This is a genomic window from Georgenia wutianyii, from assembly GCF_006349365.1.
Lineage (GTDB): Bacteria > Actinomycetota > Actinomycetes > Actinomycetales > Actinomycetaceae > Oceanitalea > Oceanitalea wutianyii.
The window spans coordinates 1,789,113-1,803,278 of the sequence record NZ_CP040899.1; the positions used below are offsets into that span (position 1 = coordinate 1,789,113).

The following is a 14,166-nucleotide window of genomic DNA, read 5'->3' on the forward strand; positions in this document are numbered from 1 at the left end:
GCACACCTGGACCTGTACATGTGTTCGACGTCACCGGCGCGGCGCACCTGGGAGGATCGGGCCATGGACCTGGGAACCGCACGCCTCGACCACATCGCCGTCTCGCCGATGGACAACGACGTCTACCTGCTCACCGCCCCGTCGGGCGAGCAGCTCCTCATCGACGCCGCCGACGACGCCGACGCGATCCTCGCCCTCCTCGCCGGCGGCGGGCCGCTGCGCACCGTCGTCACGACGCACGGCCACTGGGACCACCACCGGGCCCTGCCCGCCATCGTCGCCGCGACCGGCGCACGCACGGCGGCCGGTGCCGCGGACGCGGCCGACCTCCCGGTGCCGGTCGACGTCCCTCTGGAGCACGGGGACAGCCTGGCGGTGGACGCCGCCGGGGAGGTCGTCCTCGACGTCATCGCCCTGCACGGGCACACGCCCGGGTCGGTCGCCCTCGCCCTCACCGAGGGCGAGGGCGGGGAGAGCCCCGGGCGTGTGCACCTGTTCACCGGCGACAGCCTGTTCCCCGGCGGCGTCGGCCGGACGACCAGCCCCGAGGCCTTCACCAGCCTCCTCGACGACGTCGAGGAGCGGCTGTTCGCCGTGTACCCGGACGACACGGTCGTCTGGCCGGGCCACGGCGAACCGACCACCCTCGGGGCCGAGCGTCCCCAGCTCGCGCAGTGGCGTGCCCGCGGCTGGTGAGCACCCCGGGGCGAGCCGTCAGCGGTCGGCGTTGCCCTCCGCCGCGCGGACGTCCTTCTTGTTCTTGGCGATGCTCGCGAGGACGGTGACGGTGAGGACGCCGACGATCCACAGCAGGGACACCACGATGCCCGGCTCGGGCAGCGCGTGCCACTCCTCGCCGCCGTTGATGAACGGGAGCTCGTTGGTGTGCAGCGCGTGGATGACGAGCTTGATGCCGATGAAGCCGAGGATCGCCGCCAGGCCGTAGTGGAGGTAGACGAGCTTCTCGAGCAGCCCGTCGATGAGGAAGTAGAGCTGGCGCAGGCCGAGGAGCGAGAACGCGTTCGCCGCGAAGACGAGGTAGGGCTCCTGGGTGAGACCGAAGATCGCCGGGATGGAGTCGACCGCGAAGAGGATGTCGGCGCTGCCGATGGCGACGATGGCGAGCAGCATCGGCGTGATCATCCGCTTGCCGTTCTGCTTCGTCACGAGCTTGCCGCCGACGTAGTCGTCGGTCACCGGGAAGAAGCGCCGGACCAGACGGACGAAGGCGGTCTCCTGGTACTCGTCGTCGTGGTCACCGGTCTCCACGCCCTGCCGCGCCTGGGAGATGGCCGTCCACACGAGGAACGCCCCGAAGAGGTAGAAGACCCAGGAGAAGTTGTCGATCGCCGCGGAGCCGGCCGCGATGAACGCACCGCGCAGCACGATGGCGATGACGATGCCCGCCAGCAGGACCTCCTGCTGGTAGTTCCGGGGCACCCGGAACGCGGCGATGATGATGACGAAGACGAAGAGGTTGTCGACCGACAGGCTCTTCTCCGTCACGTAACCGGAGAAGTACTCCAGTCCGTACGTGGGGCCCCACACGAGGAGCACGATGACGCCGAAGACGAGTGCCATCGCCACGTAGGCGACCGACCACCACGCCGCTTCCTTGAGGGTGGGCGCGTGCGGTGTGCGCACGTGACCGACGATGTCGACGGTGATCATCGTGATGATGACTGCGAAGAGGATGATCCACGCGAGGGCATGTACTTCCACGGTGCCTCCGGTACGTAGGGCCAGGTACCGGAGGTCTCTTCCGCGTCCGCCGCGGTCGAACCCTCCCGCACCTCGTACGCCGATGGCACCGAGCGGGCACTGACCCGCCGTACTGACGACACCACCGTTGGGGAATACTCCCCTCCGGCGCAGAACGTTACGGCAATTCCCGCGAGCGGGCACGCACCGTCCCGGTGAGCGACATCACCGGGCCCCGGGACACTGCCTCAGTTCGCGGCCTGCATCTGCCGCAGCTCCTTCTTGAGGTCGTGGATCTCGTCGCGCAGGCGGGCAGCGAGCTCGAACTGCAGCTCCTCGGCGGCGGCGAGCATCTGACCGTTGAGCTGGTGGATGAGGTCGGCGAGATCGCTGGCGGCGGCGGTGCCCAGCCGCTCCCGGACGGCCGACCCGGCGACCTTGCGCTCCTTGCCACCCGGCCCCATGTTGGCGCGGCGGTAACCCCCCTCGAGGAGCTCGGCGGTGTCGACGGCCTCCCGGGCGAGCATGTCGGTGACGTCGGCGATCCGCTTGCGCAGCGGCGTCGGGTCGATCCCGTGCTCCTCGTTGTACGCGATCTGCTTCGCGCGCCGCCGGCTGGTCTCCTCGATCGCCTCGGCCATCGCGGGGGTGACGTGGTCGGCGTACATGTGGACCTCGCCGGACACGTTGCGGGCGGCGCGTCCGATGGTCTGGATGAGCGAGGTCGCCGAGCGCAGGAAGCCCTGCTTGTCGGCGTCGAGGATCGCGACGAGGGACACCTCGGGCAGGTCGAGGCCCTCACGGAGCAGGTTGATGCCGACGAGGACGTCGACGGTGCCGAGCCGCAGCTCGCGGAGCAGCTCGACCCGGCGAAGTGTGTCGACCTCGGAGTGGAGGTACTGGACCTTGACCCCCCGCTCGAGGAGGTAGTCGGTGAGGTCCTCGGACATCTTCTTCGTCAGCGTGGTGACGAGCACGCGCTCGTCACGCTCGGTCCGCTCGCGGATCTCCCCGAGGAGGTCGTCGATCTGCCCCTCGGTCGGCTTGACGACGACCTTGGGGTCGACGAGGCCGGTGGGCCGGATGATCTGTTCGACGACGCCGTCGGACTGGGACAGCTCGTAGGCGCCCGGGGTGGCCGAGAGGTAGACGGTCTGCCCAATCCGCTCGAGGAACTCCTCCCAGCGCAGCGGCCGGTTGTCCATCGCGCTGGGCAGCCGGAAGCCGTGCTCGACGAGGGTGCGCTTGCGGGACATGTCGCCCTCGTACATCGCCCCGATCTGGGGCACGGTGACGTGCGACTCGTCGATGACGAGGAGGAAGTCCTCGGGGAAGTAGTCGAGCAGCGTGTGGGGCGGGGTGCCCGGCCCACGGCCGTCGATGTGCCGCGAGTAGTTCTCGATGCCCGAGCAGGTGCCGATCTGCCGCATCATCTCGATGTCGTAGGTCGTGCGCATCCGTAGCCGCTGCGCCTCGAGCAGCTTGTTCTGCGACTCGAGCTCCTCGAGCCGCTCGGCGAGCTCGGTCTCGATCGTGCCGATCGCGCGCTCCATCCGCTCCGGGCCGGCGACGTAGTGGCTCGCGGGGAACAGGTGGACGGCCTGCTCCTGGCGCACGACCTCACCGGTGAGCGGGTGCAGGGTGTACAGCGCCTCGATCTCGTCACCGAACATCTCGATGCGGATCGCCAGCTCCTCGTACACCGGGATGATCTCGACGGTGTCGCCCCGGACACGGAACGTCCCGCGGGTGAAGGCGAGGTCGTTGCGGGTGTACTGCATCTGGACGAACCGGCGCAGGAGGTCGTCGCGGTCGAGGACGTCGCCCACCTGGAGCTGCACCATCCGGTCGACGTACTCCTGGGGCGTGCCCAGGCCGTAGATGCACGAGACGGAGGCGACGACGACGGTGTCACGCCGGGTGAGCAGGCTGTTCGTCGCCGAGTGGCGCAGCCGCTCGACCTCGTCGTTGATCGAGGAGTCCTTCTCGATGAAGGTGTCGGTGCTCGGGACGTACGCCTCGGGCTGGTAGTAGTCGTAGTAGGAGACGAAGTACTCGACGGCGTTGTTCGGCAGGAGCTCGCGGAACTCGGTCGCGAGCTGCGCGGCGAGCGTCTTGTTCGGCGCCATGACGAGGGTGGGGCGCTGGACCTGCTCGATGAGCCAGGCGGTCGTCGCGGACTTGCCGGTACCCGTGGCACCGAGGAGGACGATGTCCTTCTCCCCCGCCTTGAGGCGCTCGGTGAGCTCGGCGATCGCCGTCGGCTGGTCGCCCGACGGGGTGTACTCGGAGATCACCTCGATCGGCGCGACGGACCGCTTGAGGTCGGTGACAGGGCGCATGCGTCCACGGTACGTCGGGCCCCCGACATCGGTGGTGCCACTTCGCGAGGAGCGGACGGTGGCGGGTCGATGTCCGCGCCCCGCCGCCTGTTCAGCGCGCGAGCCGCTCCCGCCACAGCTCGCGGACCCTCTCGAGGAGCTCCTCCCGGGTGCCGGAGTTGTCGAGCCAGACGTCGGCGACCGCCCGCCGCTGGGCGTCGGTGGCCTGGGCCCGGACCCTCGCCAGCGCCTCCTCCCGGGTCATGCCGCGGTCCCTGACGAGGCGGTCGATCCGGACCTCCTCGTCCGCCCCGACGACGACGACGAGGTCGTACTGCGCCGCGAGGCCGCGTTCGACGATGAGCGGGACGTCGTGGACGACGACGGTTCCCGGGGGCGCGGCCGCCGTGCGCCGCGCGCTCTCCGCGCCGATGAGCGGGTGGGTGATCGCCTCGAGGCGCGCCCGGGCTGCGGGATCGGCGAACACGACCCGGCCGAGCGCTGCCCGGTCCAGCGCGCCGTCCGGTGCGAGGACGGAGTCCCCGAACTCCGCGACGACCGCGGCGAGACCCGGCGTACCCGGCGCGACGACCTCGCGCGCGATGGCGTCGGCGTCGACGACGAGCGCGCCGAGCCGGGCCAGCTCCCGGGCGACGGTGGACTTGCCGGCCCCGATGCCGCCGGTCAGACCGATGCGTGTCACGGCGCCGACCCTAGTGCTCGCGCCCGCCGGGCACGACCACGTCGGTGGTCGAGGCGAGCACCGTGGTGAGGACGACGCTCACTGCCCGGGCGGTCTCGGCGACGGGCAGGACGTCGACGTCGGGGACGTGGAGGAACCCGGCCACGGCGTCGTCCGAGGCGTAGGTGAGTCCGGCGAACATCACCGCGTTGCACACGTAGGTGCCGGCCGACAGGGACAGCTCGGCGGGCAGGCCGGCGTCCTGGAGCGCGAGGAGGGCGGACTTCACCGGGAGGGTGGTCAGCCGTGCCGTCGGCTCACCGGGCAGGACGGGGACGTCGACCGGCTGGGCGCCGTCGACGTCGGGGATCCGGGCGTCGACGAGGTTGAGCGCCACGCGCTCCAGACCGAGGCGCCTCCGGCCGGCGGCGAGCCCGACACCGAGGACGACCGCGGGCGCGTGCTCCTCGACGAGAGCACGGAGCTGCGCGGTGGCGCGGGCGAAGGAGACGGGGAGCACCGCGGTGACGAGGCGGGAGCCGGCGGGGGGCGCCCACTCGCGGGCGAGCAGCTCGACGGCCCGCGCGGCGGGGTTGTCGGTGTGCCCGCCGAACGGGCCGAACCCGGTGACGAGGACGGTGCTCACTGGTCCCCCGGGTCCACGGGAGCGTGGTGGTCGTGGTCCGCAGCGCCGCGCCGCCAGTAGCCGCTGCAGTCGACCGCGGACGGGTCGAGCCCGAGCTCACGACGCAGGTAGCGGCGGGCCGGGACGAGGGACTGTGCCTCGCCCGCCAGCCACCAGAAGCCCGCGCCCGGCCGCTGCGGCAGTGCCTGCACGGCCTGCGCGAGCAGCGTCGTCGTCCCCGGCGCGGCGTCGCCGCGGCGGAGGTAGGTGACCGCGCGGCCGGCGGCGAGCCCACCGAGGTAGGCCTCGTCCTCGGCGTCCTGGACCTCCGCGAGGACCGTGACGTCGGCGTCGGCCGGGAGCAGCCGCAGCCAGCGGGAGATGGCGGGCAGCGCGGTCTCGTCGCCCGCGAGGACGTACCAGTCCGGGCCCTGCGGCGGGAGCAGGGAGCCGCGCGGGCCGGCGACGACGAGCTCCTCACCGTGCTGTACCCGGGCGGCCCAGCGGGAGGCGGGGCCGTCGTCGCCGTGGAGGACGAAGTCCAGCTCGAGCTCCCCGCTGTCGGACAGGAGCGGGGTGTAGTCGCGGGCGGTGACCTCGCCGGCGGGCCGGACGAGCTGCCCGTCGACGACGCGGGGCGCGTTGAGCACCCCGGTGAGCGGGTCGGGGAAGAAGACCTTGACGTGGTCGCCGGGGCCGGGGCTGACGAGGTCCTCCAGCGGACCGGCCAGGGTCACCCGGCGCATACGGGGCGTGAGGTCGCGCCACGCGGTCACCCGCAGGGTCCGGGTGCCCAGGACGTGACGCACGCGCTCCTGGCGGAAAGTGGAGGCGATGGCACTCATGAGGCGAGCCTAACCCGCCGCCGGCAGGGACCTCCCGGCGCCCCGGAGCCGGGCCGGGACACAACGACGGCGGCCCGCCACCCTCTCGGGTGACGGGCCGCCGTCGTGGTTCAGCCGGTCAGTTGCCGGTCAGCTTCTCACGCAGCGCGGCGAGCGCCTCGTCGGAAGCAAGGGTGCCGCCCACCTCGGCCGGGGCCGAGGTGTAGGTGGTGGGAGCGCCACCACCGGAGCTGCTGCTGGTGCTGCTGCTCGTGGTGGTCGACGCCTCGACGTCGGCCTCCATCGCGGCCGCAACCTGCTTCTTGTGGGCCTCCCAGCGAGCGTGGGCCTCGGCGTACTGCGCCTCCCAGGCCTCGCGCTGGGCGTCGTAACCCTCGAGCCACTCGTTGGTCTCCGGGTCGAAGCCCTCGGGGTACTTGTAGTTGCCCTGCTCGTCGTACTCCGCGGCCATGCCGTAGAGCGACGGGTCGAAGTCGTCGCTGCTCGGGTCGACGCCCTCGTTGGCCTGCTTGAGGGACAGCGAGATCCGGCGACGGTCGAGGTCGATGTCGATGACCTTGACGAACACCTCGTCGCCGACCTTCGCGACCTGCTCGGGGACCTCGACGTGGCGCACGGCCAGCTCGGAGATGTGGACGAGGCCCTCGATGCCGTCCTCGACGCGGACGAACGCACCGAAGGGGACGAGCTTGGTGACCTTACCCGGCACGACCTGACCGATGGCGTGCGTGCGGGCGAAGGCCTGCCACGGGTCCTCCTGCGTCGCCTTGAGCGACAGGGAGACGCGCTCGCGGTCCATGTCGACGTCGAGAACCTCGACGGTGACCTCCTGGCCGACCTCGACGATCTCGCTCGGGTGGTCGATGTGCTTCCAGGACAGCTCGGAGACGTGGACGAGACCGTCGACGCCGCCGAGGTCCACGAACGCACCGAAGTTGACGATCGAGGAGACGACGCCCTGGCGGACCTGGCCCTTCTGCAGGGTCTGCAGGAAGGTCGAGCGGACCTCGGACTGCGTCTGCTCGAGCCAGGCGCGGCGCGAGAGCACGACGTTGTTGCGGTTCTTGTCGAGCTCGATGATCTTGGCCTCGAGCTCCTTGCCCACGTACGGCTGGAGGTCGCGGACGCGACGCATCTCCACCAGGGAGGCCGGCAGGAAGCCGCGGAGTCCGATGTCGAGGATGAGGCCGCCCTTGACGACCTCGATGACGGTGCCGGTGACGACGCCGTCCTCCTCCTTGATCTTCTCGATGGTGCCCCAGGCCCGCTCGTACTGCGCGCGCTTCTTGGACAGGAGCAGGCGACCCTCCTTGTCCTCCTTCTGGAGGACCAGGGCCTCGATCTTGTCACCGACGGAGACGACCTCGTCGGGGTCGACGTCGTGCTTGATCGACAGCTCGCGGGAGAGGATGACGCCCTCGGTCTTGTAACCGATGTCGAGGAGAACCTCGTCCCGGTCGACCTTGACGACGGTGCCCTCGACGATGTCACCATCGTTGAAGTACTTGATGGTCTCGTCGATAGCGGCGAGGAGCTCCTCGGCCGACCCGATGTCGTTGATGGCGACCTGCGGGGCAGTCGGCTGAGTGGGCGTGGTGATGGTCATTGAGTTACGGACTCCGATGCGGACAGGGAATAGTGCGGATACTGGTTGTCGGTACGCGCACCGCGACCCACAGGCCTGGCGGAGCTGATCCACCAGAGTGTCGCCGGCCGCGAGCACACGTCACCGGCAAATATTCTAACCATCGTCGACCGTGGGGACAAGCACGCCACTCCCCCGTCAGGAAAGCGCGTTGGCCGTCCTGATGAGCTCGGGCGGGACGGGCTTGGCCTTGCCGGCGACCTCCTCGAGCGGGACCAGGATGACCTCCTCCCCTCGCAGTGCCGTCATCACCGAGGTGCGGCCCTGCTGGAGCGCGTCGACGGCGGCCACGCCGAAGCGCGAGCCGAGGATGCGGTCCGAGGGCAGCGGCGTGCCGCCGCGCTGGACGTGCCCGAGGACCGTCACTCGCGTGTCGAACCCGGTGCGCTCCTGGATCTCCGCGGCGACGCGCTCGCTGATGGCCCCGGAGACGATCTCGCCGAACCTGCCGTACTTCGTCTGCCACTCCATCGAGGTGCCCTCCGCCGGCACGGCGCCCTCGGCGACCACGACGATGGAGAACGACGCGTGGGCACGGTGCCGGTGCCGGAGGTAGCGGGCGATCCTGTCGATGTCGAAGGGCGCCTCCGGGGTGAGGACCAACTCCGCGCCACCGGCGATACCGGCCTGGACGGCGATCCAGCCCGCGGACCGGCCCATGACCTCGACGACCATGACCCGGTTGTGGCTCTCCGCCGTCGTGTGGATGCGGTCGATCGCGTCCGTGGCGACGTGGACCGCCGTGTCGAAGCCGATCGAGCGGTCGGTCCCGGCCACGTCGTTGTCGATGGTCTTCGGGATCGCGACGATCTTCACGCCCGTCTCGGCGACCTTGCTCGCCGCGTGGAGCGTGCCGTCCCCACCGATGCAGATGAGGGCCTCGATCCGCTCGTTCTCCAGCGTGCTGCGGACGGCGTCGAGGCCGCCGTCGGCGCTGTGCGGGTGGTAGCGGGCCGTCCCGAGCAGGGTGCCGCCGGTGTCGAGGACCCCGCGGATGTCGCTGCGGGTCAGCGGACGGACGTCCCCCTCGGCCACGCCCTTCCAGCCGTTGCGGAACCCGATGATGGAGTGCCCGTACTCACCGATGCCGTGCTTGACGACGGCACGGATGGCGGCGTTGAGTCCGGAGCAGTCGCCGCCGCCGGTGAGGAGGCCGATTCGCACGAGGTACTCCCTGGGTCTGTGGGGAAAGGACGAGTGTGATTCCGACGACAACACTATCCATGCACATCACACACCTCACCCACCCGAGGTCCCAGACCGCTTCTCCCCGTCCCCCTTCACCCGCGACAGCCGACTTCTGCGCGAGAGCCGAGTTGCTCGCGACAGCCGACTTCTGCGCGAGAGCCGACTTCTGCGCGAGAGCCGAGTTGCTCGCGACAGCGACTTCTGCGCGAGAGCCGACTTCTGGACGTCGAGGCTCCCGCGACGCGCCGTCAGCGGGGAAGGTGCGTGACGAAGATGGCGGTGCCGGGCACGTACCGGCCGCGGTGAGGTCCCCACCCGCCCCAGACCTGGAGGTTCCCCTCCTGCCACTCCGGCTCGACGACGTCGTCGATCACCAGGCCGGCCGCCGCCACCTCGCGGACGTGGTCTCCGAACGTGCGGTGGTACTCCGCGTACAGCGGTGCGCCGGCGTCGTCGGTCTCGACGTAGGGCGTGCGGTCGAAGTACGAGCGCAGGACCCGCATCCCCTCGGGGGACGGATCGTCGGGGAAGATCCACCGCACGGGGTGGACGACGGCGAAGACCCAGCGCCCGCCGGGCCGCAGGACCCGGGCAACCTCGGCGTGCACCCGCTGGGCGTCAGGCACGAAGGGAATCGCGCCGAACGCCGTGAAGGCGACGTCGAAGGAGTCGTCGGCGAGCGGGAGGGCCCGGGCGTCCGCCACGACGGCGGGCACTCGCCGGCCGGTGCGCCGGTCCAGCTCGGCCGACTGTGCCACCATCCCGGGCGCGATGTCCGTGGCGAGGACATCAGCGCCGCGCCCCGCCAGCCAACGTGAGCACTGCCCAGCGCCCGCGCCGACCTCGAGCACGCGCAGGCCCTCGACGTCGCCGAGGAGCCGCGCGTCCTCCTCGCGCAGGCCCTCGGGACACCAGCGGAAGTCCGCGTCCCCGAGGAACGCCCCGTGCTCGTCGATGTACTCGCCCGCGTTCTCGCTCCACCACCTGCCGTTCGCCCGCGCCGCCGCTGCAGCATCGACGTCGTAGAACCCCACGCGACTCATGGGTCCATCCTCTCCCCTCGGTCGCAGGTCGCCGACCGGGCGACTCGCGTCAGCCGCGGGCACACCGGGACAGCGATCCCGTGCAGAAGTCGGCTGTCGCGCGGAAGTCCGCTCTCGCGCAGAACTCGGCTGTCGTGCGGAAGTCCGCTCTCGCGCGGAAGTCCGCTCTCGCGCGGAAGTCGGCTCTCGCGCGGAAGTCCGCTCTCGCGCAGAAGTCCGCTCTCGCGCGGAACTCGGCTGTCGGCGCGGGGAACCCAGACCGCCCCCGTGTGGATGGGGGCGGGTGTGGGCGGCGGCGGGTGGTCAGTGGGCGGCGTCGTGCCAGGAGCGGCCGAGGCCGACGGAGACGTCGAGCGGGACGAGGAGGTCCGCGGCGCCGGCCATGTGCGTGCGGACGAGGGACTCGACGGTCTCCTCCTCCCCCGCCGCGACCTCCAGGACGAGCTCGTCGTGCACCTGGAGCAGCAGGCGCGAGCGGAGCCCCGCCTCGGTGAGCGCCTGCTCGACCTGGACCATCGCCACCTTGATGATGTCCGCCGCGCTGCCCTGGATCGGGGCGTTGAGCGCCATCCGCTCGGCCATGTCGCGCCGTTGGCGGTTGTCGCTCGTGAGGTCGGGCAGGTAGCGCCGGCGGCCCATGATCGTCTCGGTGTAGCCGGTGCGACGCGCCTCGTCCACGACGCCGGACAGGTAGTCGCGCACGCCCCCGAACCTCTCGAAGTAGTCGTCCATGAGGTTGCGGGCCTCGGAGACCTCGATGCGCAGCTGACGGGAGAGCCCGAACGCCGAGAGCCCGTAGGCCAGGCCGTAGCTCATCGCCTTGATCTTCGCCCGCATCGCGCCGGTCACCTGGTCGGTGGGCACCTCGAAGACCCGGGAGCCGACGTAGGAGTGGAGGTCCTCCCCGCTGCGGAACGCGGCGATGAGCCCCGGGTCCTGCGACAGGTGCGCCATGATGCGCATCTCGATCTGGGAGTAGTCGGCGGTGAGGAGGGTCGCGTAACCCTCGCCGACGACGAAGCCGCGCCGGATCCGCTGCCCCTCCTCGGTCCGCACCGGGATGTTCTGCAGGTTCGGGTCTGTGGAGCTGAGCCGCCCCGTCGCCGCGATGGTCTGGTTGAACGTCGTGTGGATGCGCCCGTCGGGCGCGACCGAGCGGAGCAGGCCCTCGACGGTCTGCCGCAGCCGGATGGCGTCACGGTGGGCGAGCAGGTGGGCGAGGAACGGGTGCTCGGTCTTGGCGAAGAGGTCGGCCAGGGCGTCGGCGTCGGTCGTGTAGCCGGTCTTGGTCTTCTTCGTCTTCGGCATGTCGAGCTCGGTGAACAGCACCTCCTGGAGCTGCTTCGGGGAGGAGAGGTTCACCTCGTGCCCGATGACGGCGTACGCCTGCTGGGCGGCGTCGTCCACGGCCGCGCCGAAGCGCTTCTCGAGCTCCTCGAAGTACCCGAGGTCCGCGGCGATGCCGGAGCGCTCCATCCGCGCGAGCACCTCGAGGACGGGCAGCTCGAGGTCGGCGAGCAGGTGCCCCGCCCCACGGTCCTCGAGCTCGCCCTGGAGGACGTCGACGAGGTCGCGAACGGCGACGGCACGCACGGCCGCCTGCTTGCCCGCGTTCGCCTCGTCGAGCACGAGCATGCCCTGGCCGGTGGCGTCCTCCTCGGCCTCGAGCTCGCGGCGGAGGTAGCGCACGCTGAGGTCCGACAGGTCGTACCGGCGGTTGTCGGGCCGGCACAGGTAGGCGGCGACGGCGGTGTCGAACGTGAGCCCGGCGAGCTCCAGGCCGCGGCCGGACAGCGCGTGGATGGCAGCCTTGGCGTCGTGCAGCGCCTTGGGCGCCGAGGCGTCGGCGAGCCAGTCGGCGAGGGCCTTGTCGTCCTCCGGCGAGATGTCGGTGAGGTCGAGAGTGACGGCGGTCGCGGCGTCGTCGGCGATGGACAGCGCCCACGCGTCGCCGGTGCCCTGCGCGGCCGTGCCGGTGACGTCGACGCCGAGCAGCGCAGCGCGGCGCGGCTCGAGCCAGCCGGCCAGCTCACCCCGTGCGGGGGTCTCGACGGTGAGCTCGACGCCCTGCTCCGGGGCGGGCGGGGTCTCGGCCGGGAGGCTGGCGAAGAGCCGCTCGCGCAGCACGGCGAACTCGAGGGCGTCGAACACCTCGTGCACCGACTCGCGATGGATGGGTCGGCGCGCGAGGTCGTCGACCTTGACCGGCAGCTCGACGTCGGTGAGGAGGCGGTTGATCTGGCGGTTGAGCGCGACCTGCTCGAGGTTGGCGCGCAGCGACTCCCCGGCCTTGCCCTTGATCTCCCCAGCGCGGGCGAGGACGTTGTCGAGGCCGTCGTAGGCGACGACCCACTTCGCGGCGGTCTTCGGCCCGACGCCCGGCACGCCGGGGAGGTTGTCGCTGGTCTCACCGACGAGCGCGGCGACGTCGGGGTAACGCTCGGGCGGGACCCCGTACTTCTCGACGACGGCATCGGGGGTCATCCGCGTGAGCGTGGAGACGCCACGGACCGGGTAGAGGACCGTGACGTCCTCGCGCACGAGCTGGAAGGTGTCGCGGTCGCCCGAGCAGACGAGGACGTCGAGCCCGTCGGCGGCGCCCTGCGTGGCGAGCGTCGCGAGGATGTCGTCCGCCTCGATGTTCTCCTTCTTGAGGGAGGGGATGCCCATCGCGTCGAGCACCTCGACGATGAGGTCGACCTGCCCCTTGAACGGCTCGGGCGTCTGGTCCCGGGTGGCCTTGTACTCGCTGTACTGCTCGGTGCGGAAGGTGGTGCGGCCCGAGTCGAACGCCACCGCGACGTGCGTGGGGCTCTCCGCCGCGAGGAGGTTGATCAGCATCGATGTGAAGCCGAAGACCGCGTTGGTCGGCTGCCCGGTGGTCGTGGAGAAGTTCTCCACGGGCAACGCGTAGAACGCGCGGTAGGCCATCGAGTGGCCGTCGATGAGAAGGAGACGGGGTCGCTCGGTGCTCGTGCTCACGCCCCAACCCTAGGTGCCCGTACCGACACCGCGCGCCACCGCCGCTCGGGCCCGTGGCAGGCTGGGCCCATGACCGACCTCGACCTCCTCGCTCGTCTCCAGGCCACCGTCGGCCATCCCGGCACCCTCACCGAGCGGCTCGGCATCGAGTTCGTCACCGCGAGTGCGCAGAACGTCACGGCGCGCATGCCGGTCGAGGGCAACACCCAGGTCGTCGGGCTGCTCCACGGCGGCGCATCGGCGGCGCTCGCCGAGACCGTCGGCTCCGTGGCCGCGACGCTGCACGCCGGGCAGGGACGCGGCGCCGTCGGCGTCGAGCTCAATGCCACGCACCATCGCGCGGTGCGGTCCGGCTGGGTGACCGCCGTCGCCACTCCACTGCACCTGGGGAGCCGGCTGGCGACCTACGAGATCGCCGTGGACGACGAGGACGGGCGGCGCGTGTGCACCGCCCGTCTCACCTGCATGCTCGTCGACCGCCCGTAGGCGGCGCGTCGGCTACTTGCTGCCGACCTGGTCGATGACGGCGTCGGCGACCTCGCGCATGGTCAGGCGGCGGTCCATCGACGTCTTCTGGATCCAGCGGAACGCCTCGGGCTCGGTGAGGCCCATCTTCGTCATGAGCAGGCCCTTGGCGCGGTCGACGCGCTTGCGGGTCTCGAACCGCTCGTTGAGGTCGGCGATCTCCGACTCCAGCGAGCTGATCTCCTGGAAGCGGGAGACGGCGATCTCGAGCGCCGGCAGCAGGTCGGCCGTCGTGAACGGCTTGACGACGTAGGCCATCGCACCGGCGTCGCGCGCACGCTCGACGAGCTCGGTCTGGGAGAACGCGGTGAGCATGACGACGGCGCAGGTGCGGTCGGCCATGATCTTCTCGGCGGCGGAGATGCCGTCCATCCCGGGCATCTTGACGTCCATGACGACGACGTCGGGCTCGAGCTCGGTGACGAGTCGCACGGCGGTCTCACCGTCGGGGGCCTCGCCGACGACGTCGTAACCGGCCTCCTTGAGCGTCTCGACGATGTCGAGGCGGATGAGGGTCTCGTCCTCCGCGACGACGACGCGACGCGCCTCGCCCGCGGGAGCCTTGGGCGCGTCCTCCCGGACGGGCAGGACGATGTCATCTGCGGTGGC

The 14,166-nt window shown here is 71.0% G+C and carries 12 protein-coding genes; 2 read left to right on the forward strand and 10 right to left on the reverse strand.

The annotated features are described in order from the left end of the window. Window positions 1–63 precede the first annotated feature (63 nt). Window positions 64–696 carry an MBL fold metallo-hydrolase gene (locus tag FE251_RS08020; protein ID WP_139948431.1) on the forward strand — a complete coding sequence of 211 codons (633 nt, stop codon included), beginning with the start codon at window positions 64–66 and terminating at the stop codon, window positions 694–696. Window positions 697–714: 18 nt separating this feature from the next. Here FE251_RS08020 and FE251_RS08025 read toward each other — a convergent pair whose 3' ends face one another. From FE251_RS08025 to polA, 9 genes are all read right to left on the reverse strand, one after another. Next, window positions 715–1,722, reverse strand: a complete 1,008-nt coding sequence (locus FE251_RS08025; protein WP_139072904.1) for a TerC family protein — start codon at window positions 1,720–1,722, stop codon at window positions 715–717. 227 nt (window positions 1,723–1,949) lie between these two features. Beyond that, a complete protein-coding gene (gene uvrB / locus FE251_RS08030) occupies window positions 1,950–4,043 on the reverse strand; it encodes an excinuclease ABC subunit UvrB (protein ID WP_139072905.1) in 2,094 nt (697 codons plus the stop codon). A 91-nt stretch (window positions 4,044–4,134) separates the two neighbouring features. Next, on the reverse strand, window positions 4,135–4,725 hold the full coding sequence (gene coaE / locus FE251_RS08035) for a dephospho-CoA kinase (RefSeq protein WP_139948432.1): 591 nt from the start codon (window positions 4,723–4,725) through the stop codon (window positions 4,135–4,137). Between the two features lie 10 nt (window positions 4,726–4,735). Beyond that, window positions 4,736–5,350 carry a pyroglutamyl-peptidase I family protein gene (locus FE251_RS08040; protein WP_139948433.1) on the reverse strand — a complete coding sequence of 205 codons (615 nt, stop codon included), beginning with the start codon at window positions 5,348–5,350 and terminating at the stop codon, window positions 4,736–4,738. Beyond that, entirely contained in the window at window positions 5,347–6,174 is an 828-nt protein-coding gene (locus FE251_RS08045; protein ID WP_139948434.1) for a siderophore-interacting protein, read from the reverse strand. Before FE251_RS08045 ends, FE251_RS08040 begins: the two co-directional genes overlap by 4 nt. A gap of 118 nt (window positions 6,175–6,292) precedes the next feature. Beyond that, window positions 6,293–7,780: a 30S ribosomal protein S1 gene (gene rpsA / locus FE251_RS08050; protein ID WP_139072909.1), complete on the reverse strand. Its 1,488-nt coding sequence runs from the start codon at window positions 7,778–7,780 to the stop codon at window positions 6,293–6,295. 177 nt (window positions 7,781–7,957) lie between these two features. After that, entirely contained in the window at window positions 7,958–8,983 is a 1,026-nt protein-coding gene (locus tag FE251_RS08055) for a 6-phosphofructokinase (protein WP_139948435.1), read from the reverse strand. 272 nt (window positions 8,984–9,255) lie between these two features. Then, window positions 9,256–10,050, reverse strand: a complete 795-nt coding sequence (locus FE251_RS08060; protein WP_139948436.1) for a class I SAM-dependent methyltransferase — start codon at window positions 10,048–10,050, stop codon at window positions 9,256–9,258. Between the two features lie 303 nt (window positions 10,051–10,353). Then, window positions 10,354–13,032, reverse strand: coding sequence for a DNA polymerase I (polA, locus tag FE251_RS08065; RefSeq protein WP_139948437.1), 2,679 nt, complete (start codon window positions 13,030–13,032; stop codon window positions 10,354–10,356). Between the two features lie 69 nt (window positions 13,033–13,101). Between polA and FE251_RS08070 the strand changes: the two genes are divergently transcribed. Then, a complete protein-coding gene (locus FE251_RS08070; protein ID WP_139948438.1) occupies window positions 13,102–13,518 on the forward strand; it encodes a hotdog fold thioesterase in 417 nt (138 codons plus the stop codon). A 12-nt stretch (window positions 13,519–13,530) separates the two neighbouring features. On the opposite strand, the gene FE251_RS08075 is transcribed toward FE251_RS08070, so the two are convergent. Further along, window positions 13,531–14,151 carry an ANTAR domain-containing response regulator gene (locus FE251_RS08075; RefSeq protein ID WP_230976615.1) on the reverse strand — a complete coding sequence of 207 codons (621 nt, stop codon included), beginning with the start codon at window positions 14,149–14,151 and terminating at the stop codon, window positions 13,531–13,533. Between the last annotated feature and the right edge of the window lie 15 nt (window positions 14,152–14,166).